The sequence below is a fragment of the Desulfobulbus sp. genome (assembly GCF_030824455.1).
GTDB lineage: Bacteria > Desulfobacterota > Desulfobulbia > Desulfobulbales > Desulfobulbaceae > Desulfobulbus.
Map to the genome: position 1 here is coordinate 53,545 of NZ_JAVBXR010000010.1, position 25,053 is coordinate 78,597.

The window sequence follows — 25,053 nt, forward strand, 5'->3', positions numbered from 1 at the left end:
ATTTGTTGTCACAAAAAGAAGATTTCCGAAATGGTATGGATTTCGCTCTACAGCATACCATTGCAGAAGACGGGCAATCATTTTCAGCAGCACCCAAAGGAAGACGCCCGCTCGGGCCAAGCCTGGCCCCGCATACGGTTATTTGCAGAAAAGTGAAACATGCCGGGGGCCAGCTCTGGCGCTCCAGATCCATTTCAGCAAGGAAACATGCATGAGCAGTAGCGAAGACGACGAGCTCCTTGGAGCGTTCGTCGAAGAGTCGGTTGAACAGCTGGCCGATATCGAGGGCGACCTTCTTGCCATCGAGCAGGGCGGGGCAGTGAATGACAAGGAGCGGATCAACAAGGTGTTCCGGTCGATCCACTCCATCAAGGGGGGCGCCGGTTTCGTGGGTTTGCATGTACTCCAGAACCTGGCCCATGCGGCGGAGAACGTGCTCAGCCTGGTGCGCACCCGCAAGCTGACCCCCACCCCGGAGGTGATCAACGCCCTGCTGCTGGCCACGGACAGGCTCAAGCAACTGCTGGCTGATGTCTCCTGCAGCAACGAGACCGATATCAGCGGCCCCGTCGCCGCCTTGAATGCCATCGCCGCCGGGGAACAGCCGGTCGCCCCTCGCCCCCCCGAGGAGTGGTCGGCTGCCCCGGCGGCAATGGTTCCTCCATCCACTGGCGATGAAACACCGCAGCCAGACGATGAGGCGGCTGCCGGCAAGCCGGAGACCAGTATCCGGGTGTCGGTGGCCCTGCTCGACCAGCTGATGAATCTGGCGGGCGAACTGGTGTTGTCGCGCAACCAACTGCTGCAGACCATCGGCTCCGGCGCGGTTCACGAGGCCGAGGCGGTGGGGCAGCGCATTGACCTGGTGACCTCCGAGCTGCAAGGGGCGATCATGCTCACCCGGATGCAGCCCATCGGTAATGTCCTGGGCAAATTTCCGCGGATGGTGCGGGATCTGGCCAAGAAACTGGGCAAGGAGGTGGAACTCCACCTGGTCGGCAAGGAGGTGGAACTCGACAAGACCATCATCGAGGCGATCAGCGACCCACTCACCCACCTGGTGCGCAACAGCGTCGACCACGGCATCGAGCCCCCAGGGGAGCGGCGGAGCCAGGGCAAGCCGGGGCACGGCGTCCTGGTGCTCAAAGCCTATCATGCCGCCGGCCAGGTGGTGATCGAGATCAACGACGACGGCCGGGGAATCGACGGCGACCAACTGGCGGCCACGGCAATGGCCAAGGGGCTGATCTCCGCTGACCAGGCCAAATTGATGTCGGCCAAGGAGAAGCTCAACCTCATCCTCCTGCCGGGTTTCTCCACCGCCGCCCGGGTTACCGACGTGTCCGGCCGGGGCGTGGGCATGGATGTGGTCAAGACCAACCTCGACCAACTGGGCGGGACCCTGGAGATCGACTCGGTGGTTGGCCAAGGCGCCCGCATCGCCATCAAGCTGCCGCTCACCCTGGCGATCATTCCCTGTCAGATCATCATGACCGGGAACGAGCGCTACGCCATCCCTCAAGCCAACCTCGAAGAACTGCTGCGCATCCCCGCTGCGCAGATCAAGGAGCGGATCGAGCGGGTGGGCGACGCCGAGGTGGTCCGGCTGCGGGGCACCCTCCTGCCGCTGATCCGTTTGTCCGATGTCCTGAGGATCGAGCGGATCTATTACGACGAGGAAGCAGGCTGCACCCGCGGCGATCGCCGCCACAACATCGCCGACCGCCGCTCGCGGACCTCGCCGCTGTTCGACCCCGCCGCGCCCGCCGTCCGCGATCCTGAGCCGCGGCCGGAGCGCCGGGACGCCGACCGTCGGCAGAGCCCGTCCAGCGCCCTCAATATCGTGGTGGTTACGACCGGGGCGTTCCGCTATGGCCTGATCGTCGACCGTCTGCTCGACTCGGAAGAGATCGTCATCAAGCCGCTCGGTCGCCATCTCCAGAGCTGCCAGGGCTATGCCGGGGCCACCATCATGGGCGACGGCCGCATCGCCTTGATCCTCGACATCGCCCACCTGGCCTTGATGGCCCGGTTAACCTCCCTGGAGGGCTCCCGGCGGGCGGGCGAACTGGCACGGGAAACCCTGCTTAAAAGCCAGGACCAGCAGGCGCTGCTCACCTTCCGCAGCGCCCAGGAAGAGCAGTTCGCCGTGCCTCTGAGTCTGGTGGAGCGGGTGGAGAAGATCAACCGGTCCCAGATCGAAGCCATCGGCAACCGCCGGGTGATGCAGTACCGGGGCGGCAGCCTGCCGTTGCTCAGCGTCGACGAGGCGGCCGCAGTGCTGCCCCTGGCCGACCAGGACAATCTGCTGGTCATCGTCTTCCATCTCAAGGGCAAGGACGTCGGCCTGCTGGCCAGTGGTCCGGTGGACGCCATCGAGGTCTCGGCGGAGATCGACGCGGTCACCTTGAAGCAGACCGGCATCATGGGCTCGGCCATCATCGGCGGGACCACCACCATGCTGGTCGACATCTTCGAGCTGGTGGAAACCCTGCATCCCGACTGGTTCGAGGATGGGGCTGCCTGCGGCAACGAGAATGCGCCTTTGGTCCTCATCGTCGACGATTCCGAGTTCTTCCGCACCCAGGTGCGCAGCTATCTGGAGCAGGCCGGCTTCCGGGTTGTGGACGCGGTCGACGGCCTCGATGCCTGGAAGCTGTTGGAGGCCCACCACAAGGTCATCGGCCTGGTGGTCACCGATATCGAGATGCCCAACCTGGACGGCTTCGAGTTGACCAGAAGGATCAAGCATTCCCAGCAGTTCGGCCACCTGCCGGTCATCGCCCTGACCACCCTGGCCGCCGAGGAGGACATTGCCCGGGGCAAGGCCGCCGGGGTTGAGGAATACCATATCAAACTGGACCGGGAGCGGCTGGTGGAGGGCGTCTGCCGCTACCTCCGGGCCACGGTCGCCGCCTGATGCACGAGGAGCAAGGAGCCCGCATGACCCCATCATCCCCCCAGGACAGCCGCGTCGAACTGGCCACCTTTCAGGTGGGCGAGGCCCTCTGCGGCATGGAGATCCGCCAGATCCAGGAGATCAACAAGCTCAGCCAACTCACCCGGGCGCCGCAGGCGCCGGCCGACGTGCTTGGCATCCTCAACCTGCGGGGCCAGATCGTCACCGTGCTCGACCTGGCCCGACGACTGGGGCTGGGCTCCACCGAGCCGGATTCTCAGTGCCGGGTGATTATCGTCAACAGCGCCGGCGGCAAGGTCGGCATCTTGGTGCACCGGATCAGCGACGTGGTCAGCGTCGATTTCCGCGAACAAGAGCCCCCGCCCGCCAACATGCGAGGCATCCAGGGGCGTTTCTTCACCGGGGTCTGCAAACGAGAACATCGCCTCATCGGCCTGCTCGACATCGACAAGGTCCTTAGTCTCGATGACAACTGACCCGCGTGGCCAAGCCAGATTGGCCGGCCACAACCAACCGTGAAAGGTTGGCACTTCGGCATGGCGCCCTTACCGGAGCCACCACGTGTATCTGCAGAAAAACAGCCCGCGCCAATGACGGGACTGCGGGGGTTGGAGCATCAATACCACACGCGCCAACCCATTGGGCGGCTGTCAACTCAGAGGAGAAAGGGGTTCGCCCTTTTTATTGATGAAGACGGGATCGGGGTCATCACGAGGCCGCACCCGAAATACTTGCAAAGGAGTGTAACAGTGTTAAACAATTTGAAGATCGGAACGCGGCTGAGCTGCGGCTTTGGCATTCTGCTGGTGTTGATGGTGCTGGTGGGCGGTTATGGTATCAAAAAAATCCACGACTTGAACGATGATATCCATATATTGGTCAACGATCGGCTGGTCAAGGTCGAGCAGGCCAACCATTTGATCGACAACGTCAATATCGTAGCCCGGGCGTCGCGCAATCTCCTGCTCATCGACAATGACAAGAATCTTACGGCCATGGAGTTCCAACGGATTGCCGAGGCACGCAAGATTGCGAGCGACATCCTGGAGGAACTCGATAAAACGGTGAAGCAGGGACAAGGGCGGGTCTTGTTGACGAAGATGATCACCGACATCCGGCCGATCTTCTCCCGCCACCTCGAGACCTTGCTCGACCTGATCAAAAAAGATCGCCTCCAGGAGGCCAAGACCCTGCTGATGGGCGATTTCCGCCTGATCCAAGGCGAATATTTCAAGGCCTTGAATGAATTCAACGAATATGAGTCCGAAAAAGCCCAACAGGCTGGCCAAGAAGCCGAGCGCGGCGCCTCCACAGCGACCCGGGTCATTTCCCTGTGCCTGGCCGCTGCCGTAGGTTTCAGCGTATTGATCGCCTTCCTGCTTGTTCGGTCGATCACCGTGCCGATACGCAAAGCCGCAGCCCTGGCCGAGATCATGGCCCAGGGGGATTTCACCAACACTATGGTCACCGACCAGAAGGACGAAATCGGTCAAATGGCCAACTCGGTCAATAGCATGGCCACCCAGGTGGCCGGAATGATCCGCAACATCATCGCCGGTGTTGACCAGCTGGGCGCCGCCTCCAACGACATGGCGGCGGTGTCTCGCCAACTGTCTTCCGCCGCCAAGGACACCTCCGACAAGGCCGCTACCGTGGCCGCCGCCACCGAGGAGATGAGCACCAACATGCAGTCGGTCTCGGCCGCCATGGAGCAGTCGACCAGCAACGTCAACATGGTGGCCTCTTCCACCGAGGAGATGACCTCTACCGTGGGAGAGATCGCCCAAAGCGCAGAAAAGGCGCGTGCCATCAGCGAGGGCGCAGTCACGCAATCGCGGCTCACCTCGGACAAGATGACTGCCTTGGGCGAGGCGGCCCGCAAGATCGGTAGGGTGACCGAAACCATTACCGAGATTTCCGAGCAGACCAACCTGCTGGCTTTGAACGCCACCATCGAGGCGGCCCGGGCCGGCGAGGCGGGCAAGGGCTTTGCGGTGGTGGCCAACGAGATCAAGGAACTGGCCCGTCAGACTGCCGCGGCCACGGTAGACATCAAGAACCAGATCGGTGATATGCAGACCACCACCTCCACCACGGTGGCAGACATCGAGAAGATCTCCACCATTATTGTCGAGATCAATCATGTGATCAACGGCATCGCCACGGCGGTAGAAGAGCAGTCCGCAGCCACCGGCGAAATTGCCGGCAACATTGCCCAGGCTTCCCAAGGCATTGCCGAGGTCAACGAAAACGTGGCCCAGAGCACGGTGGTCATTACCGATATCACCCGCGACATCGCCAGCATTAACCAGCAATCGTCCCAGGTGGGCGACGGCAGCGGCCAGGTGCAAAACAGTGCCCAGGGACTGGCCCAATTGGCCGCCCATTTGGAACAACTGGTCAAGCAGTTCAAGGTGTAAGCAAAAGGCGGCAGGCCCCTGGGGGACAGCCAAGCGGTTGTTTTCCTGGGGGGCTGCATTACATTTGTCAACGACCAAGACTTTCATCGATATTGTTCTGCAAAGCATTGTGGACGCTCCACCGGTGAGCGATGGCGTTACTGAATATGGTGGTCGAGATCACCCAGATCAAAACCGAATACCCCCATGCCCCCAAACCAACCTCTGTTGGGTTGAGACAGCGGTTTTTACCAACAGCGATTGATACAGCTAAATTTCCGGGCCCGTGCAAAACACACCCTCCTATTTTCATGACGAGCCATGATGCAAACAATCCCGCCCTTTGACCAGTTGCTTCCCATCCACAGGCTGCAATCGGCTCTGCGCCGGTTCAGCGCCTCCATCGAAATGGGATGTTGTCTCATCGATCCACATGGGGAGGTTGTTTTTGAGGCGGATTGGTCCTGTCGGTACGGCATTCAGGGGGCAACCTGCTCCGTCCATTCGTTTCGGAACTGCTTGGCAGCCAACCCATTTCTGGAACCCCAGCCTTCTTCGTGGGAAAAAACCACGCTCCATACCTGCGACAATGGCTTGAGTGCCATCGGCGCCCCTATCATGATCGACAACATCCATCTGGGGAGCATTTTTATCGGCATGTTTTCTCGATGTGCCGCAAGTACCGGGTCATGTGCGGAAGGCGAGGGGGACCGCCAAGAGACCGCGATTGGCGATATCAGCGGCCCGGCCACGCCTCCGGTTATGACCGATGAGGCCCTGGCCGGGTTGACCGATCGGTTGGAAATCATGGTTGAGCTGCTGGCGGAGATGGGACGTCTGACTCTCCTAGAGCGACAGACCGCCCAAAAGCTGCACAAGAGCGAGCAGCGGTATCAGCACTTGCTCGATTCCTTCCCCGTGGTGGTCTATGAAATTGATCGTGATGGCCGCATGGTGTCGGCGAATAAAACCGCCCTGCACCATTTTAATCGCACTGCGGCGGAGCTTGACCAGGGTATCGATTTTTTTTCCCTGGCGCCGCCGCAGTTGCACCCCAAGATCAAGCAACGTCTGCAACTGATGTTCAAGGGCCAGCAACTGGAACCAACGGAGTATCCCTTGATCGGCAAGGAAGGATCCAGGGGCGCAGCTTTGGTCTACTCCCAGCCGATTTCAGTGGATGACGAGGTTGTCGGTGTCCGGAGCGTCTATATTGACATATCCGAACGAAAGGCCATCGAAGAGCGACTCCTGTCCAGCGAACAGCGCTATCGGGCGTTGTTTGAAAGCGCCAGCGATGCCATTCTCCTCTTGGCCGGAGGCGTGGTCATCGAATGCAATGATGAGGCCCTGCGCCTGTTTCAGCGATCAAGGCAGGATGTGCTCGGCGCGGGGTTTGCGGCCTTGTCGCCCCCCACGCAAGGGGACGGCCACCCCTCGGTTGCACGTACCGAACAATGGCTTACCGCCGCCAAGCAGCAGAGTCGCCAACAATTTGATTGGGACATTCTTCTCCCCGATGGCAGTATCCGGGAAACCGAGGTTTCTTTAAGTGGGTTCGATCTGGCGGGTGCGCCCCATCTGCTCGTCCTGCTGCGCGATATGACCGAACGCAACCAAAACAGACGCGCCCTGGAAGAGCGAGAATCGGCCTGGCGGGCTATTTTTGAACACGCCCCCTATGGCATTGTCATCAACCGTCTCGGTGATGGGGTGTATCTGGACGCTAATCCGGCGTACGAACAAATGAGCGGCGGCAGAAAGCGTGACGATATTCTGGGTAAAACGCCTGAAGACTTTCTTCCCCCTGCCCAACTCAAAAAAAGCCGGGAGGCGAGGACGCAGCTGCTGGCAACGGGAAGTCTCCACAACCAGGAGGCCTTAGGTAGCACAATCGATGGAACCCAACGCCACATCCTCTATTCTTCCGCTGTATTTCAAGCAGGCGGCGAACCTTGCGTGATCAGCATGTTCATCGACATCACGGCCCGAAAACAGATGGAAGAACAGTTGCGGCACCACGAAAATGTGTTGAGCAGCCTCTTTCAGGCGGTGCCGGTGGGGTTGGTCATCCTCAAAGATCGCTGCTTCCAGGTGGTCAACGACCAAATCACCACCATCACCGGGTATACCGTGGCTGATCTACTCAACCAATCTTCTCGTACTCTGTACGAAACCGAGGAGGAATTTGTCCGGGTGGGCCGAGCTCTCTACGATACGCTTTGGGAGCGGGGCAACAGTTATGTTGAAACCAAATTCAAGCGGCAAGACGGTATACTACGCCACGTCTCTCTGTTTGCCGCTCCGCTCGATCGCAGCAATCCCGCAGTCGGGGCCGCAGTGGCCATCCAGGATATCAGCGAACGGGTGGCCATGCTGCAATCGCTGCAGGACAGCGAACAGCGATTTCGTCAAACCGCCGAGCTGAGCGGCCAATTGATCTACGATTACGATGTGGCTTCCGGATCCATCTTGTGGTCCGGCCGGATCAAGGAGATCACCGGCTATTCAGCGGAAGCGTTTAACAGTCATGGGTTTACTGGCTGGGTTGACCGCATTCATCCCGATGACCGAGCCACGACCCTTGGCCTGATAGAGGTCGCCCGCCGTGATCGGTCACTGTATTCAGCCACCTATCGATTCCGCAAGGCGGACCAGACCTATTATGATGTCTACGAAGAGGGCGCCTATCTTTACGATGAGCTGGGCAAGTCGGTTCGCATGTTGGGCACGTTGAAGGATGTCACCGCCCAAAAACTTGCGGAAGAGGCATTGCGACAAAGCGAGGCACGGTTGGCTCACGCCTTTTCCGCCACCACCGACGCGATCTGGGAGTGGTATCCCAAGGCCTCGCGTACCTATTACAGCCCCCGCTGGTACGAAATGCTTGGATACGACGATAGGGAACTGCCCATGACCGCCGATAGCTGGGCCGAGCTCTGTCATCCCGAAGACTATCCGGCTGCGGTCGAAGCCCTCAGGCAGTTGATGTCCTCGCCGGACAATGCTCAAAAGGTGGTTGAATATCGGATGCGCCACCGCGATGGCCATTGGCGGTGGATAGTCAGTCGGGGCAAGGTTGTGGAACGGGATCAAGACGGAGCCCCTCTCCTGGTCACCGGTATCAATACCGACATTACCAATCGTAAATTGGCTGAGTTCGCGCTTATGGAGAGCGAAAGGCGCTACCGAACCCTGTTTGAATCAGGCAGCGACGCTATTTTTATCCTCAAGGAGGATGTGGTTGTTGATTGCAACATCAAGACCCTGGAGATGTTCAGGGGGAGTCGCGATCAGTTCGTTGGCATGTCGCCGCAATTCTTTTCACCGAGGCTCCAGCCGGACGGACGTACCTTTGCCGAACACGGCATGGGCTACATCCACGAGGCGCTGCAGGGCCGTCCCCAACAATTTGAATGGGTACACCTCCGGCTCGATGGCGCCCTGTTCCATTCCGATATGCGCATGAGCGCCGTTGACCTCACGGGCGAGACCTGCCTGCAGTGCATTGTCCGCGACATTACCGAATGGAAGCAAACGGAATCTGCCCTGCGTGAAAGCGAATTCCGGTTCCGTTCTTTTTTCAACACCAACCCTGACGGTATCCTGCTCGTTAACTTTCACGGGACGATTTTGGATGTCAACCGGGCATTCTTGCGGGAAAGTGGCTACTGCCATGAGGAAATGGTCCAGCAACACTTCAGGGAGTTCGTGCCTTCCGAGGATCAGGCCCGGATCGTCGAGGCCATCCTCGCCTTCAAGTCGGGAATTGCCCAGGATCAGCCGATCCGGTTTTCATACACGACAAAGGACGGCGCCCTCGTGCCGGTGATGGCCAAGGGCTGGCTGGTGGTCGACGAGCAAAGCAACCCGATTTACATAGGGGTTTTTATCCACAACTTGAGCAAGGAACTGGCCCTGGCCGAAGAAAAGGCCGCTCTCGAAAAACAGGTGATCCATGCCCAGAGGAGCGAGGCCATCGGGACGCTGGCCGGTGGAATTGCCCATGATTTCAACAATATTTTAGGTGGGATCATCGGCTACACCGAGTTGGCGCTCTATCGGGCCGATTCGGCCATGGATGCAAAAATTCGCGACAACCTGCAAAGGGTGCTGGAGGGCGGCAACCGGGCAAAAAACCTGGTCCAGCAGATCCTGCGCTTCAGCCGCCACACCGCCACGGTCATGGAACCGTTCGACCTTGTGCCGGTGATTGAAGAATCCATCCAATTGCTGAGTTCGACCTTGCCGAGCACGATCACCATCCGGCAGCAAATGGCGCAGGTGTCAGGCCGTATTCTTGGTGATTCCACCCAGATGCATCAGGTGGTGATGAATCTGGCCACCAATGCCCTCCATGCAATGGGGGAGAAGGGCGGTCAATTGACCATAGCCCTGGATAAAATATTCCTTGATGAACCTCGCCAGTTCCTGTCCATGGCCATCCCAGCGGGGGAGTATATCCAACTTCAGGTGATCGATACAGGTTGCGGCATGTCCCCGGCGGTACTGGAACGAATCTTCGAGCCCTATTTCACCACAAAGAACGTCAACGAGGGCACCGGGTTGGGCATGGCGGTGGTCTTGGGTATCATCAAGAGCCATCAGGGCCTGATTGAGATTGAATCCGCAATCGGTACGGGGACGCGGTTCGATATCTATCTGCCGCTCACCCAAGAAAACGCGGCCCCTAATGGCGGCATTTTGCCGCCGCTCCCCATGGGAAGGGGCGAACGTGTGCTGCTGGTCGATGACGAACCCTTTTTCCTGGAAGTTATTCAAGAAAGTTTGCAACTGCTTGGTTACCATGTCACTGCCAGCCTGAGCAGCACCAATGTCTTGCAAATGTTTGCCGCCGCGCCTCATAACTATGACCTGCTGATTACCGATCAAACCATGCCCGAGATGACCGGCGTGCAACTTGTCCGGGAAGTGAGACAAATCGACAAAGATCTGCCGATCATTCTCTGCACCGGGTACAGTGAAATCGTCAGTAAGCAGTCTGCAGCATACCATGGCATCCATCAATTTCTCATGAAACCCGTCAACACCAGCGACTTGGCTCAGGCTGTGGCCGCAGCGCTGCACAGTAGAACTTGTTGAACATGTGATCTTGTGCAGACAGGCGCCATTCGTTGCGCTGTGTCTGGTATGGAGATCTCGGGAGTGTGGTGGTTTGTTCATTGAACCGTCAGGCCGGGTTCAGGGAAGGGGCCACAGATGCCCCCTGATCCCTTGCAATGCGCATGGGCTCAATCGCGCTGTTGCAGTGCAACAACAGGCTTGAAAAACAAAAACGCGGGAGAGGCTGTGTGAAGCGCCTCTCCCGCGTTTTACCTTTGCATGGGTTGCTGCAATTTAATCAGGTTTTTTTGCTGTGTGCGCCAATGCTCCTGCAGCGTCCCAAGTACGGCTGGCTGGCGGGTTAAAACTTGATGCAGCCGAAAAGCATCATGTATGACCAGGTGTCGTCGCCGAAAATCTCGGCTGCAGCGTCGTCGGGATCAGCAATGGCGCCGACAACGGAAACCGAGAGGTGGGGGTTGACGGTCCAGTCGACAATTAAGTTATATTCATCGGCAAGGCTGTCGCTTGTTACTGTCTTGCTATATATGTCTGAAGCTGTAGCTGTATCATCAATCATGAACTTGTAGTAAATCAAATTGACGGCAACCGATTCGGTTGGCTGAACCTTCAATTTAATCATGTGCGACTTAAGGTTGGAGTTGTCTATGATGTACTCGCCCAGAATTTCCCCCTGATACCAGTTGCCCCAATCAGACGAGCCATAGAAGAGGGAATCGTAATTCTCGTTAAAACTTGCGTAACGATAGGTGAGGGTCGGTGTCCACGGCATTGCTTCAAACTGATAGCTGGGCGCAATGTACCAGGCGTTGCCGTTGTCATAGTTGCCGTCAGCCGCTTCATGCACATACTCGGCGTCAATCTTGAACGTCTTGAGAGCCGGCGCGCCGTCCGCCAAAGCAAATGGATAAATGCCGCCGCGGACGTTGTAGACTTTCATCGAATCCCTGGACTCGAGGTCGGAACTGATGGAGTAGAATCCGCCGCCGATGTTGGCGACTTTCTCAACCGCATAGTTCAGGTTGCCGCCACCGACCTGCGTGTCGGTTTCCTTTCTGTCGTCAGCCTCGAAGTAGACTAGGTCGCCCGACCAGTTGCCGCTTTTCATCCGTGCAATGCCGGCGTATTCAGCGCTTTTGCGGCCACCAATCCAGTAGGCGGCGCGGTTGAATCCGCCGTATCCCTGGCTGGCGAAAAGAAAGCCGTCGCCTGCAACATAATTCTGGCGGCCAAAGGAAAGATCCAGAAAATCTTCCCCGAGCGAATTGAAAAGATTGCCTGAACGCCATCCAACATAGGCATGGTCGATACGGAGATCATGGACGTCGCCCTGTGCCCAATCGGATGCATTGGTGCCGCCGGCGTCGATGCCGCCAAAGGTGTTGGCCTGCACGGCGTCAATGAGTCCGTAGATTCTCTGGCTGCTGGGCAGCGTGTAGCTGACGTCAAGGCCCGGACGGATCAGTGATTCCCACCAGGAGTCTGAATCCGTAGACGCTCCGAAATTGGAGTTGCCCTGGGTGAAAAATCCCAGGTCAGCCTCCAGAGTCACTTTTGCATAGCTGCCGTTATCTCCGGTGTAGAACTGGAGCGGATTGGCTTCGGTTGCTTCTTCCGCCTGAACGTGCCCTGCCATGAGCGTGGCTGAGAGCAAAACTGAGGCGCAAGCTGCCGATAAGGGGTGTTTGACGAGGGTGTTCATTGGTCGTAGCTCTCCTTTAGTGGGTTGAAATTGTTCTGTGTAAGAGTGCGCAGCAATATCCAGACGTTTTTGTTCAAAAAACTGAGACGTCAATGCTGTAATTTTTTAATAACATCAGTATGTTAATTAAACATCTGCTGCTATTAAGTGAAAAAATGGCCAAAATACCATACTAATGCACTCCTAACAAGAAACAAAAACAATCACAAGTTCCTCTGACATGAAACCCAACGATAGGCGCATTCCGCTTCGGCGTTTTCTGTGTGTCTCGCCCTTATGCGTTCCCTTGATCGTGGCTCAGTGGGAGGTTTGGAGGGGAGAGAGGGCGTTAACTGCAGAGTGTTGCCGGAATTTCCATTGCCGTGCCTCTTGAATTGAACGGGACGTAACCTGTGGAATACATTTGAACATATTCGTGGGTCATGGCGGCCAGTTTGTCTTGATTGGCCCCAAACAGATCGATGAACAAATCGCAGAGGTCGGGATGAAATTGCGTTCCCCGGTTCCTCTCAATTTCAGCTAGGGCCTGTTCGGCCGTCATGGCCCGCTTGTACGGCCGGAACGTGGTCATGGCGTCAAACGAATCGGCAATGGCAATGATGGCCGATTCCAGGGGGATTTCGTCATGCCGGAGATGGTCGGGATATCCTTTGCCGTCAAAGCGTTCGTGATGATGCCGGATGATTTTCCCCATTTTTTCCAGACCAGGGAGGTTTTCAAAAATTGAGGCCCCAATTTCCGAATGCTGCTGCATCAGGTAGTATTCAGCTTTGCTCAATTTTCCCGATTTCATCAGTATGCCTTCGGCTATGCCAATTTTGCCAATATCGTGGAGATGACCAACAACATGCAAATAATCGCAATGCTGGTCGGACATGTGCAATCCCTTGCACATGAGTTCCGCAATTTCTGACACTCGTCTGGAATGACCGGCAGTATACATGTCTTTGATCTCGATGGTGCGAATGAGACTCTCAATAAAAAGATGAAAGTCTAGGTCTTTAAAGCAGGTCATGCAAATCTCCGCCCAAACGACGTTTTGCCGTTTGGATACTATTTGTTTTGACGACTGTCGCCCAGGTGGTTCCCCTGCGTGTTCACCGCGACAGGCCTTTTGTAGGCATGGTTCCGGCTTGAGCGAAAACCGTCGCGTGAGCAAGCGGCAACCGTTGCCTTGCGAGGCGTCACTCTAACTGTATTGGCGGCGCCGACGCCTGGCAGGTTTCGCTGGCCACGTCCAAGGCCCACTGGATGATGGTCGCCAAGGCTGCCTGGGGATCGCCATCGACCCGCAAGGATTCATTAACGACTATGCCGCCGAGATCCCCAATTTTTTCTTGGAGCAAATCAACCGCGCCGCAAAAATATTCGCGCGTGGAGTCGCCGCAGCCAAAGAGCGCCACTTTTTGATTTTTAATGTCGGCCTTGCGGATGTCTTCATAAAGAGGGGCAAAATCCTCCTGGAATGCAATCGTGTCAATATTGCCCCTGCTCGAAGCTCCCAGCAGCGTTATGTCAAAACTACGCCCCACCTCTTCTGTCTTTATGGTGCGGACATTTTGGATGCGCACGTCTATTCCCTCTTGCGTGAAAATGTGTCCGATTTGCCTGGCAACCGTTGCCGTGTTGCCCGTGGTGGAGCCAAAAACAATAAGTGCTTTTGCCATGATCTGTTCCTTGATCTACGTTTTGCGCAATGTGTTGCCGAACAAGGTCTCCGGTGGTTATCGACGGGAGGCGCTGTTCATAACTCCCCAAAGTTTTTAGCTTTGGCTAATCACAGAGTTCCAAAAAAAGCTCTGGGAAAAGAGCTTTTCCCAGAGCAGAAGAGTTGCCTTAAATTATTTAAAAAACGTTAAAATTCGTAGGCTAATCTGGTGGTGAAGCCGTAGCCGTCGTCATTGATTGCATCAGGATCTTGATCGTAGAACTCGTCGAGGTAGTACTCAAGAATAACCTTGGTTCCTTCGAAAACAGTCATCGACGCCGAGGTGATGTAGCGGTGTTCGGGAGTGTCCAACGCATAGGCCTCCCAGGATTTCTGGTATCCAACGGCAAAGACGGTTTCCTTGTCCATTATGGCGGTGGTGTAGGCGAGTTCGCTGTTCCAGGCGCTGGGCTCGGCCCCGTTGTCGCCAAAGGCAAGTTCAGCGGCGGTAAAACTGTCGAGAGCGGTTGTGTATTCGGTGATCAGCGAGAAGGCCCCGTAGCTGCCGCCAAGATTGAGGCTCAGGCCGGGCACTTCGTCCGTGATGGAAGAGATGGCCGTCTTGCCGTCTTCATCGCTTTCTAGATAATCGGTGATGCCGCTGGAATCGCCAATGTTGCTCACCCAGGAAACCCCGGCCTGAAGGGATTTGCCTTCTTCTTCATAACTGTATCCCAGCGATGCGCCAAATCCGTTGATGGTGTCGTTGTCTTCGTCGCCTTCGTCCATGCCGTTGTAACTGAAGACGGTTGCCGTGATGCCGTTGTGTTCGTAGCCGGCAATAACGCCCTTCGGATTAATTTCGCCCACCGTTTGCGTCAGGGGATCTTGAATCATGTTGGTGGAGTAATCGCCAAAGGGCGCATAAATTTTGCCGCCGGTCAGGAAGAAAGGGAATTCCTCGGTATTGCCAAGGGTGATGTGGCCTTCGTCAAGGTACAGGCGATCCTCGTCGTCGCCGTCGTAATCGACAACAATTTTACCAGTGGCCCAATCGGTGAGCTTGGCGTCTAAAATCAGCTCGACGGTGTCAAGGACAAACTCGCTCTTGTTCGCGCCGTCCCGGCCTTGCGACAGTTTGTAATCTCCCTCGATGGAACCGCTTAAACTGACATACTCATTGATGTTTGGGCCGCTCTTTTTTTCTTTGAGCTGACGGGCGACTTCTTCCTCGATGACCGCTTTTTCGGGCGTTGTGGCGGGCTTGCTCTGCATGCCCTTTTCCATGTCGGTGAGTCGCTGATTCAGTTGTTGATTCTGCTGCATCAACATTTGCACCTGTTGTTTCAGCTGTTCTATCTCGCTCTTCGCGGGAGCCGCTTGAGCGGGAAGGGTGTTCAGCAGGCACAGCATGCCGGCCGTTGTCAAAGCAAGGCGTCGATGGAGTTTTTTGGTCATTGGTTGTTCCTCTTTGTTGATGGTGTTATTTTTTTAATTTATGTAATAACTTCAAATCTGTTTGATAATAAATAAAATTTTTCAGCGCAATCCCAAAAAATCAGTCGATCCATTCATAGGTTTCCACGGTCGCAGGATCGCATTTGCAGCAGCCTTTGCAGGCTCCGCCGGTTTCGCTGCGTTTGTGCACCTTGCCTTTGGCGATCCAGACATTGAGCAAGGGTCGGATTGTTTCGACGTCGACCTTGAAATGGTAGGCGGCATCCTGCAAGGGGGTGATTTTTCGTTCGCGCAGATAGCGTTTCAACTGGATTAAATCCATGGGTTGCCTCTCATTGCTTGCCGGCAAGGCCTGGGGCGGCGGTCGCCGCATTGGCCAAGGCCCCTTGCGGCGTGCGTCGGCCTGCGCTCAGGAATTTCATCACGAAGATCGCGCTGGCAAAGACGCCCAGGTCGGCGGCAATCACCAGCAGGGAGTAGCCGGGATGGGCCGAAAAATTTGCCGTCTGGTAAAACAGGGTGGAGGCCAGATACGCCAGGAAGGTGGTCCAAAATCCGGCAAAAGCGGTCCAGGCCAGGGTTGTTTCCCGATAGACCGCTGCAATCGCGGCGCTGCAGGGAAAATAGAGCAGAACAAAGAGCAGATAGGCAAAGGCGGCGCTTTGGCTGCCGAACAGTTTCACCATGGAGCCAAAGGTGGCGACGCTGACCTCCTGTTCCTCGGCGGCAACGGAGGTGTCGCTGAGGTCGCCTACCGAGAGCCCGAGCGGATCGGCAACGGTGTCGAGCACGCCCAGCAGGTTTTCCGGGATAGTGGCAAAGGCGGAGCTAATGCCGCCCCAAAAATCAAAGGCCTCTTGTTCAGGCGCGTCCTCACTTGTCGCCGCTTGCTGGTCAAGGCCCGTATATAGGGCGTCCAGCGTCCCAACCACTGCTTCCTTGGCAAAAATGCCGGTAAATATGCCAACCGTGGCCGGCCAATTCTCTTCGGTTACGCCCAAAGGTTTGAGCACCGGGGTGATCACCTTGCTCATCGAGGCCAGGGCGGATTTGTCGGTGTCCTCGTTGCCGAAACTGCCGTCCGTGCCCAGAGAGTTGAGGAACGACAGCACCATGATCACCGGAATCAGCACCTTGCCGGCCCGGAACAGAAAGGTCTTGAGGCGATCATAGGCCCGAAGCAGCACCGACTGCGCGGTGGGCAGGTGGTAGGGCGGCATCTCCATGACAAAGGGGGTGACCTCGCCCTTGAGTAGGGTGTTTTTAAGAATCAATCCGGTGAGCACCGCGAATCCGATCCCCACCAGGTAGAGCAGAAACACCAGATTCTGCCCGCCGGTGGGGAAAAAGGCGGCGGCAAAGAGCGCGTACACCGGTAGGCGGGCGCCGCAGGACATGAACGGGTTCATCATCACGGTCAGGGTGCGGTCGCGCTCGTTCTCGAGGGTGCGGGTGGCCATGATCGCCGGCACGTTGCAGCCAAATCCCACCAGCATCGGCACAAAGGCCTTGCCCGGCAGGCCGATGAAGCGCATGAACCGGTCCATGACAAAGGCGGCGCGGGCCATGTAGCCCGAATCCTCGAGGAAGGAGAGAAAGAGAAACATAAAGCCGATCGGCGGGATAAAGGTGGCCATGGTCTGGACGCCGCCGCCGATCCCGGTGGCCAGCGCCGCAATCAGCCACTCAGGTGCGCCCAAGCCGCCCAAAACCTCGGCAAAGCCGTCAACAAAAATGGTCCCGGCCAGCTGATCGAAAAAGTCGATGAAGGCCCCGCCGAGATTGATGGTGAACATGAACATCAGGTACATGGCCGCCAGAAAAATGGGGATGCCGAAAATCCGGCTGAGCACGACCCGGTCGATCCGGTCGGAAAGGGTGGTGTTGAGTTGGCCCCGGTTTTTGATCAAATCCTGGGTGAGCCAGGAGATAAAACCGTAGCGGGCCGAGGCGATGACAATGTCGATCTCCTCGTCCTCCTGCTGTTCGACGGCGGCGCGAAGCGTGGCGATTCGGGTTGCAATGGTTTCGCCCAAAACGATGTGTTTGGCCGGTTGCTCGTCGCCTTCAAGCAGTTTCAGGGCCAGCCAGCTCGGATCGATTCTGTTGACCGCGCAGATATCCTGGAGATCCTTCGCCAATTGTTCCCGGGCCTCCTGAACCAGCGGCGGGTAGAGGGTTTCGGCGATTGGCAGGTCGGTTTTTCCGGCGGCGTCGCGGATGGCGGCCTTGAGTTCGTCAATGCCCTGATTTTTTGAGGCGGTCAGCGGAACCACCGGGCAACCCAGGCGTTGCGCCAAGCCCTGCACGTCGATTTCCAGCCGCCGCTCCGCCGCCATATCCATCATATTGAGGGCGATGAGCATCGGAACCCGCATCTCCAGCAGCTGACTGGTGAGATACAGATTGCGTTCGATGTTGGAGGCGTCCACGATGTTGACGATCAGATCGGCCTCGCGCGACAGAATGAAATCCCGGGTTACTTGTTCGTCCAGGGACGAGGCCGCCAGGGAATAAATGCCCGGCGTGTCGATAACCTCAACCTTGCCGTCTTCAAACCGGTAGGCCCCGGATTTGCGGTCCACGGTGACGCCAGGCCAGTTGCCGACCCGCTGTTTTGCCCCGGTAAAGCAGTTGAACAGGGTGGTTTTGCCGCAGTTGGGGTTGCCGACCACACCGATGACAAGCTGTTTCATTGACCAGCCCTCCCCACCAGCAGCGCCTTGGCCTCGTCCTTGCGCAGGCTGAGGTTGAACCCCCGCACCCGAATTTCAACCGGGTCGCCCATGGGGGCCACCCGCGCCACCTGAAATTCCGCGCCTTTGATCAATCCCATGGCCAGCAGTTTTTGTCGATACGCCTGCGTGCCCTTGACAAAGCCAAGGACCGTGCCTGTCTCCCCCACGGAGATGTCAGCCAATGTCTGTTCCATGTTTTAACACCTGATTACGTTGATTTTATGGGCCATTCCGCCGCCAAGGGCGTACCGGGTGCCCGATTTTTCGATGAGTGTGGCCCCACCGTTTTGTTTTTGGATCACCAGGATCTCATCGTGAAGGTTGATGCCCATGCTGAGCAAGCGTTCCTGCATCATGGTTCCGCTGCGGAACAGCACGATCTGTACTCGTTCGCCTTCGCCGGCCATGGCCAGGGGGAATGAAGGCGTCGTCGCGTTGTCGCGGCGCAAGGGACAATGTCTGCGGTGCATTTTTTCTCCTGGTTTGAATCTCGGACTGCGACGCGTTGCGCGGCACTGTTTAGCTGTAACTAACACGGGGGCAAATCTACCTTGTTGGCGTAAGGTGTCAAGATATTTTATAGGCATGGCTAAAATTATTTTAACGTAGAAATTAAATGTGGCGTCGGTAACGGGAGGGTTGGCCAGCGCCAACCCTGTGGCGCCAAAAAGGTGTGGACAATGCGGGATAGCCTGCTTGATGGTGGGTTTGTGGAGGGGAAGTTCCTTGCCTCAGGAGCGCGCTATTCTGTTGAATTTTTTTTTCTGACCTGTATCCTGAACTGCCGTCAGGGTGGTGATCCTGAAATACCATTCCAGGTCGATTGGTTACAAACAACGTTCAATTTAATTGAACGCAATCTAAGGCAAAATAGATTGTCTTTTTATGGGCAAGTTTTGTAGAAATAACAGTCACTTTTAAGTATTATTTTGCTTAATGTTAGTTTTTTATCAATTACACTGATTTGAAACCGGGCGGAACACGGCTGTGGTTTTCAGCGGAATCGCGATTCCTGGCGATGCTCCGTCATTTACCGTCGTGAAGCGTGACGGGATGGTTCCTGGTTTTTTTTGTTGTCGCCCGGATTGAATTGTTCTATCAAATTTACTTATAAAAGATGAGTTGTCGCCGGCAAGGATTTGCGTCGGTTTTCTGATAATGCGTGTGGGGTGGATTCTATGAAAGAGACGAAATACAGCATTTGCGGCATGTGCGCCGTGCGCTGTCCAGTGGCTGTGCAGGTGGAAGACGGCAAACCGGTCTGGATCGAGGGCAACAGCCATGACGGCGGCATGGGCCGCAGTCTCTGCGCCAAGGGCGGGGCCGCTTTTGCCCAGCGGGCGGACAAACAGCGGCCGACCGCGCCGCTGCTGCGCATGGGCAAACGCGGCGAGGGGCAATGGAGGGAAGCCTCCTGGGACGAGGCCTACGACTACATCACCACACGCCTGAACGCCGTCATTGCCGAACACGGCGGGCGCTCGATCATGTTTTCCGACCGCGGCGGTCCCTTTGCCGATTTGCGTCAGGCCTTTGTCAAGGCCCTGGGCTCGCCCAATTACATCAATCATGACTGCACCTGCGGCCGCAACGTCCACCACGCCTCCAAATCGGTCTACGGCCTGGGGCGCAAGGATTTTTCCTACGATTACGCCAATGCGCGCCACATTGTGCTCTTTGGCCGCAACATCACCGAGGCGCTGAAGGTCAAGGAAGTGAAAAGCTTTCTCAAGGGCGTCAAGAACGGCGCACGGGTGACCTACATCGATCCGCGCGCCTCCGTCACCGCCGGCAAGGCCACCCGGTACTGGCAGATCAAACCGGGAACCGATTACGCCCTGCTGCTCGGCATTGCCCATTGTGTGCTCTCCAACAACTATTACGACCTTGATTTTGCTGAACGCTACATAACCGGCCTGTCCGAATTCAAAACCTTCCTCGCCCCGTACACGCCCGTATGGGCGGCCGAAGAAACCGGCATCGCCGCCTCTGAAATCGAGGCCTTCTGCCGCGAACTGAACGAAGACCGGCCCAAGGTGATCATCCATCCCGGCTGGATGCTGGCCCGGTATCGCGATTCCTTTCACGCCTCGCGGATCATCCACATCCTCAACGCCCTGATGGGCAGCATCGAGCAGCCCGGCGGGCTCTTTTATCCCAAAGGCCCCAAAGACGTGGGCAAGTCGGGCCTCAAAAGTCTGGCTGCGCTGGTTCCGGCGGTCAGCGAAGAGCGGGCGGACGGCTGCGGTTCCCGTTTTCCCCAGTGGGACAAAGGCGCGGGCATGCTCCAGACCGCCTACGAAGCCATTGAGACCGGCACGCCCTATCCGGTCAAAGCCTATTTTGTCCATCGCCACAATCCCTTCATCGCCCTGCCCGACACCAACGAACAGCGGCGCATCCTGGACAAACTCGACCTGATCGTGGCGGTGGACGTCAACTTCAGCGAAACCGCCTGGTTTGCCGACGTCATCCTGCCGGAAAACACCTTCCTGGAGCGCGACGACATCCTGCGCACCGAAAAAGGACTGAAACCCGGTTTCGGCCGGCGACAGCAGTGCGTCAAGCCCCTGAACAACACCAAGGCCGGCTGGGAAATTTATCTGGACCTGGCCAAACGCATGGGCAAGGGCGAATATTTCCCGTTCAAATCGATTGAAGACATCTGGCAGTTCCAGTTGCAGGACACCGGGCTTTCTGTTGCCGATTTTGACGCCCAGGGTTTTGTCAAACTGAGCGACAAGGCCCTTTGGTTTGATCGCGACAAACTCAAATTCGGCACCGAGTCGGGCAAGATCGAGATCGTCAATCCCAAATGGGAGGCCATGGGCGTGGCCTCGCTGCCGCCGTACGAGGCTCCGGTTCCGCCGCCCGAGGGCAGTTTCCGGCTGCTGTTCGGCCGCAACGGCTACCAGGCCCACGGCCAGCATCAGAACAACCCGATCCTGTGCGAACTGCTCAACGTCAATAAACTGTGGATCAACACCGCAGCCGCTAAAAAATTGGGCGTCAAAGACGGCGATCAGGTGCGGGTCGAGTCCGGCGATGAGCAGGGCACGATAACCGCCTACGTCACCGATCTGATCCATCCCCAGGCGGTGTTCATGCTCCACGGTTTCGGCACCGACGTGCCCGCCAAAAAAAGGTCCGTTGGCAAGGGATTGGCCGATCAGATGTTCATGCAGGGCAAGCTCAAAGAGTGGGACAAGGCCGGCGGCGGTCTCAATCTCGCGGAAAGTTTCGTCACCGTTACCCCGGTCTAATCGCAGGAGAACAGAAATGAGCAAATATATCGTCACCCAGAACGTGGCCGACTGCATTGGCTGCCGGGCCTGCGAGGTCCATTGCAAAGATAAAAACAACAGCGGCCCCGGCGCCTTTTACTGCCGGATGATCGAGGTGACATCAAGTGCTGGTTCGTTGCCGCGCATAGACTTTGTCTACCTTGCCTGCTTTCACTGCGAAAAGGCCTGGTGCGTTGACGCCTGCCCCACCGGGGCCATGCGCCGCCGCGACAAGGACGGCATCGTCTACGTCGAGGCCAAATCCTGCGTCGGCTGCAAGGCCTGCATCACCGCCTGCCCCTGGACCGTGCCCCAGTGGAATCCCGAAACCGGCAAGGTCGGCAAGTGCGATCTGTGCATGGACCGGATCGATGAGGGTCTGGAACCGGCCTGCGTCAGCAAATGCACCACCGGTTGTTTGAGCTTCACCACGCCGGGCCAGGCCTCGGAGTCGGCGCGTCAGGCTTTTGCCGAGCAACTGCTGCGCAACAGGCGCTGAGAGGAGCGCGGCCATGAACGCCATGCCCCCGGAATACCTTGGCATCTTTTTGTTGTTGATCTTCGGCGTCCTCTTTGGGGTGCTGACCCTGTTTGTGGGCCGGTTTTTCCGCCTCAGCCGGCCGTACCGGGAGAAACTGATCGCCTACGAATCGGGCAACGAACCGAGCGAAGCGCCGCGCATGCGCTTTTCGGTCAAGTTTTACCTGATCGCCATCCTGTTCGTGATCTTCGACGTTGAGGCCATTTACCTCTATCCCTGGGCCGTGAGCTACGACCGGCTCGGTCTGTTCGCCCTGGTGGAGATGCTGCTGTTCATCGCGCTGCTGCTGGTCGGCTACGTCTACGCCTGGAAAAAGGGAGTCCTGCAATGGGAGAAATAAGCGAACCGTCCATGGTCCCGCTGGAAGAGGGGGTGCGTTACATCCCCGGCGCCAATGCCATTCTGGGGCCGCTCAACAAACTGGTCAACTGGGGCCGGTCCGGATCGATCTGGCCGGTGACCTTTGGCCTGGCCTGCTGCGCCATCGAGATGATGGATGCAGGGGCCTCAACCAACGATCTCGACCGCTTTGGCATCCTCTTCCGCGCCAGTCCGCGTCAGGCCGACTGCATGGTGGTGGCCGGCACCCTGACCAAAAAAATGGCGCCGGTGCTGCGTCGGGTCTACGATCAGATGCCCGAGCCCCGCTATGTGCTGGCCATGGGCAGCTGCGCCTGCAGCGGTGGCGTCTTCGACACCTACGCGGTCACCCAGGGCGTGGATCAGATCATCCCGGTGGACGTGTATGTGCCCGGATGTCCGCCCCGGCCCGAGGCCCTGATGGAAGGGTTTCTTAAATTACAGGAAAAGATCCTCAAGGAGCAGTTCCGATGGAGCAGGTGGCGATAACCGAGCGGATGCGGGCCGAGTTCCCCGACGAGATATTGAGCAGCTATTCCAACCAGGGCCAGACGGCGGTGATTGTCCGGCCCGGTCGGATTGTCGAGATGCTCCGCTGGCTGCGCGATTCCGACGATCTGCGCATGAATCATCTGCGCTCGCTGTGCGGGGTCGACAACGCCCGCCGCAAGGATCCGGGGCTGTCGCGCTTTGAGGTGGTGTACAATCTCTATTCCATCCCGTTGCGTCACGAGATTCGCCTGCGGGCCGAGGTCGGCGACAAAGACCCGGCCATCGACTCGGTGGTTGGCCTTTGGTGCGGAGCTGATTGGCTGGAACGGGAAACCTATGATCTGATGGGCATTCGCTTCAACAATCATCCCGATCTGCGTCGGGTGCTCCTGCCCGAGGATTGGGTCGGGCATCCGCTGCGCAAGGAATACCCGCTCAAGGGCAAGGTGGAGTGGGCCGGCATGACTGAACTGCTGGAACAGGTCAAGGAACTCGATAAATTCGGTTTTGATCCGGAAGGGCATGCGCACGGACAGGCAGGCCCGGATCAGGAGGAGGAAGAATGACCTCGCCCACGCAACAGACTCTTGAAGTTCCGGTGGCCGACGGCGAAGGCGAACGCTATTCGCTGCGCATGGGGCCACAACATCCGGCCACCCACGGCGTGCTGCGGGTCGATCTTGAACTGGACGGCGAAACCATCATCGAGTGCAAACCCCAGGTGGGCTACCTCCATCGCGGCTTTGAAAAGCTGGCGGAAAACCGCACCTACGCCCAAGCCCTGATCCTCACCGACCGGTTGGACTACATCGCGGCCATGGCCAACAACGTCGGCTACTGTTTGGCGGTGGAAAAGCTGCTGGGGATTTCCGTGCCGCTGCGGGCCAAGTACATCCGTACCTTGGTGTGCGAAATGTCGCGCCTCTGCTCGCATCTGTTGTGGCTGGCCACCCATGCCCTGGACATCGGGGCGATGACCGTCTTTTTGTACTGTTTCCGCGAACGCGAGATTCTGCTCGATCTGTTCGAGGAGTTGTGCGGGGCGCGGCTGACCTTCTCCTATCCCCGGATCGGCGGGGTGCGTCAGGACGTCACCTCCCATTTTATCAATGAATTGCAGCGGTTCCTCGACATCTTCCCGTCCAAAATCGAAGAATACGAAACCCTGATCGACACCAACCGCATCTGGCTTAAACGCACCGTCGGCGTCGGCAAACTCAGCGGCGAAGAAGCCCTGGCCCTTGGCCTCACCGGCGCCTGCCTGCGCGGTTCCGGGGTTGACTACGACCTGCGCAAACATCAGCCCTACGACGCCTACGATCAGGTGGAGTTCGAGGTGCCGCTGGGCAGCGACGGCGACATCTACGCCCGCTACCGTTGCCGCATGGAAGAGATGCACCAGTCGGCGCGCATCATCCAGCAGTGCATCGACCAATTGCCGCCCGGCCCGATCATCGGCCCGGACGCCCCGGATCTGGTCATGCCCAACAAAATTCCCGCCCGGATCGAGGCCGACAGCAGCGCCTACGGCACGGGCCTGATTCGTCTGATTCGCGACCGCACCCCCTATCTTACCGGCGACGTCTATCTGGCCACCGAGGTTCCCAAAGGCGAGCTGGGCTTTTATTTCATTTCCGACGGCAACAACCGACCCTACCGGATGCACATCCGCTCCCCATCGTTCATTCACATCGGGGCCTTGGCCGCCATTGCCAAGGGCGAGTTGATCGCCGATCTGATCGCCAACATCGGCAGCCTGGACGTGGTTCTGGGCGAATCCGACCGGTGAAGGTTGTAAATTTTTTGATGAGTGAAGCAACAATGAGTGAAACAGCTCTCATGATCAGTAGTTTTGCTTTATCATTCACTATTTTCAGCTTTTGGTGGATGAATTGGAGAAAAGGTTCTCTACTCGTGAGCAGTGTTCGAACCTATGCTGCTGGGAAATTGGGGAATAAACTATTTGTCCGACTGCCTTTAATATTTTTTAATCCAGGTGCATTGCCAGTTCTGGTAGAAAATCTTCGTCTTACTTTTCTTAATATCGATAATACACGTTCTTTCTTGTTTTTTAATGCAACTGTAGAAAAATTAAAACCTGATGAAAAAATAAAAAATGACCTTGCTACTCCATTTGCTGTTCATAAAGGGCAAGCACTGTTGCAAATCTGTGAATTTGTGCAGATGCCTTCGAGCTTTAAGTTTGAGTTGAAAAATTATGACTTCATTCTTGAAGCTCAGGTAGGAGGAGAAACCGATTGGAAAGAAATCAAGACGTTTCAACTCAAAATTCGGCCGTCACAGGTTCATGATTTGAATACCGCTTTTATAATTCATGACAACGATCCTCAATTAAATCAACAATAACCAACTGACTCATTGTATTATTACGAAGTAATGATTCAATAAAGTGTGCAACCATTCAA

General features: G+C 57.0%; 20 protein-coding genes. 12 read left to right on the top strand and 8 right to left on the bottom strand.

All coding sequences use genetic code 11. The features are described 5' to 3' along the window. Positions 1-211: 211 nt before the first annotated feature. The 4 genes from RCH93_RS01280 (at position 212) to RCH93_RS01295 (ending at position 10,422) form a co-directional block, all read left to right on the top strand. Positions 212-2,920 (top strand): chemotaxis protein CheW, encoded by a 2,709-nt coding sequence (locus tag RCH93_RS01280; protein ID WP_306546328.1) that lies wholly within the window; start codon positions 212-214, stop codon positions 2,918-2,920. A gap of 23 nt (positions 2,921-2,943) precedes the next feature. Then, complete coding sequence (locus RCH93_RS01285; RefSeq protein ID WP_306546330.1) at positions 2,944-3,396, top strand: chemotaxis protein CheW; 453 nt, start codon at positions 2,944-2,946, stop codon at positions 3,394-3,396. 273 nt (positions 3,397-3,669) lie between these two features. Then, entirely contained in the window at positions 3,670-5,340 is a 1,671-nt protein-coding gene (locus tag RCH93_RS01290; RefSeq protein ID WP_306546332.1) for a methyl-accepting chemotaxis protein, read from the top strand. 300 nt (positions 5,341-5,640) lie between these two features. Further along, on the top strand, positions 5,641-10,422 hold the full coding sequence (locus RCH93_RS01295) for a PAS domain S-box protein (protein ID WP_306546334.1): 4,782 nt from the start codon (positions 5,641-5,643) through the stop codon (positions 10,420-10,422). 322 nt (positions 10,423-10,744) lie between these two features. Here the strand turns inward: RCH93_RS01295 and RCH93_RS01300 are convergent, their stop codons facing one another. From RCH93_RS01300 to RCH93_RS01335, 8 genes are all read right to left on the bottom strand, one after another. Then, positions 10,745-12,106, bottom strand: coding sequence for an alginate export family protein (locus RCH93_RS01300; protein WP_306546335.1), 1,362 nt, complete (start codon positions 12,104-12,106; stop codon positions 10,745-10,747). A gap of 328 nt (positions 12,107-12,434) precedes the next feature. After that, positions 12,435-13,121 (bottom strand): HD-GYP domain-containing protein, encoded by a 687-nt coding sequence (locus RCH93_RS01305; RefSeq protein ID WP_306546338.1) that lies wholly within the window; start codon positions 13,119-13,121, stop codon positions 12,435-12,437. Positions 13,122-13,290: 169 nt separating this feature from the next. Further along, a complete protein-coding gene (locus RCH93_RS01310) occupies positions 13,291-13,773 on the bottom strand; it encodes a flavodoxin domain-containing protein (protein WP_306546340.1) in 483 nt (160 codons plus the stop codon). A 188-nt stretch (positions 13,774-13,961) separates the two neighbouring features. Further along, positions 13,962-15,212, bottom strand: coding sequence for an LbtU family siderophore porin (locus RCH93_RS01315; RefSeq protein ID WP_306546342.1), 1,251 nt, complete (start codon positions 15,210-15,212; stop codon positions 13,962-13,964). 100 nt (positions 15,213-15,312) lie between these two features. Then, positions 15,313-15,534 carry a FeoC-like transcriptional regulator gene (locus RCH93_RS01320; RefSeq protein WP_306546344.1) on the bottom strand — a complete coding sequence of 74 codons (222 nt, stop codon included), beginning with the start codon at positions 15,532-15,534 and terminating at the stop codon, positions 15,313-15,315. Positions 15,535-15,544: 10 nt separating this feature from the next. Next, entirely contained in the window at positions 15,545-17,908 is a 2,364-nt protein-coding gene (gene feoB / locus RCH93_RS01325; RefSeq protein WP_306546345.1) for a Fe(2+) transporter permease subunit FeoB, read from the bottom strand. Further along, the gene (locus RCH93_RS01330; protein ID WP_306546347.1) at positions 17,905-18,144 is read right to left on the bottom strand and encodes a FeoA family protein; all 240 of its coding nucleotides are present in this window, start codon (positions 18,142-18,144) and stop codon (positions 17,905-17,907) included. The genes feoB and RCH93_RS01330 overlap by 4 nt, the downstream gene beginning before the upstream one ends. A gap of 3 nt (positions 18,145-18,147) precedes the next feature. Then, positions 18,148-18,420, bottom strand: coding sequence for a FeoA family protein (locus tag RCH93_RS01335; RefSeq protein ID WP_306546349.1), 273 nt, complete (start codon positions 18,418-18,420; stop codon positions 18,148-18,150). A gap of 210 nt (positions 18,421-18,630) precedes the next feature. Here RCH93_RS01335 and RCH93_RS01340 point away from each other — a divergent pair, with 210 nt between their 5' ends. The 8 genes from RCH93_RS01340 to RCH93_RS01375 all read left to right on the top strand — a co-directional run bounded on the left by RCH93_RS01340 (position 18,631) and on the right by RCH93_RS01375 (position 24,994). Continuing rightward, on the top strand, positions 18,631-18,852 hold the full coding sequence (locus RCH93_RS01340; protein ID WP_306546351.1) for a hypothetical protein: 222 nt from the start codon (positions 18,631-18,633) through the stop codon (positions 18,850-18,852). Between the two features lie 276 nt (positions 18,853-19,128). Beyond that, positions 19,129-21,213 (top strand): molybdopterin-dependent oxidoreductase, encoded by a 2,085-nt coding sequence (locus RCH93_RS01345; RefSeq protein WP_306546353.1) that lies wholly within the window; start codon positions 19,129-19,131, stop codon positions 21,211-21,213. A 16-nt stretch (positions 21,214-21,229) separates the two neighbouring features. Further along, positions 21,230-21,733 carry a 4Fe-4S dicluster domain-containing protein gene (locus tag RCH93_RS01350; RefSeq protein ID WP_306546355.1) on the top strand — a complete coding sequence of 168 codons (504 nt, stop codon included), beginning with the start codon at positions 21,230-21,232 and terminating at the stop codon, positions 21,731-21,733. A 13-nt stretch (positions 21,734-21,746) separates the two neighbouring features. After that, entirely contained in the window at positions 21,747-22,115 is a 369-nt protein-coding gene (locus tag RCH93_RS01355) for an NADH-quinone oxidoreductase subunit A (RefSeq protein WP_306546357.1), read from the top strand. An 11-nt stretch (positions 22,116-22,126) separates the two neighbouring features. Then, complete coding sequence (locus RCH93_RS01360; protein ID WP_306546503.1) at positions 22,127-22,624, top strand: NADH-quinone oxidoreductase subunit B; 498 nt, start codon at positions 22,127-22,129, stop codon at positions 22,622-22,624. Continuing rightward, complete coding sequence (locus RCH93_RS01365) at positions 22,606-23,193, top strand: NADH-quinone oxidoreductase subunit C (protein ID WP_306546359.1); 588 nt, start codon at positions 22,606-22,608, stop codon at positions 23,191-23,193. Before RCH93_RS01360 ends, RCH93_RS01365 begins: the two co-directional genes overlap by 19 nt. Further along, on the top strand, positions 23,190-24,416 hold the full coding sequence (locus RCH93_RS01370) for an NADH-quinone oxidoreductase subunit D (protein ID WP_306546361.1): 1,227 nt from the start codon (positions 23,190-23,192) through the stop codon (positions 24,414-24,416). The genes RCH93_RS01365 and RCH93_RS01370 overlap by 4 nt, the downstream gene beginning before the upstream one ends. Before the next feature lie 17 nt (positions 24,417-24,433). Next, positions 24,434-24,994 carry a hypothetical protein gene (locus RCH93_RS01375; protein WP_306546363.1) on the top strand — a complete coding sequence of 187 codons (561 nt, stop codon included), beginning with the start codon at positions 24,434-24,436 and terminating at the stop codon, positions 24,992-24,994. The last annotated feature ends 59 nt before the right edge of the window (positions 24,995-25,053 follow it).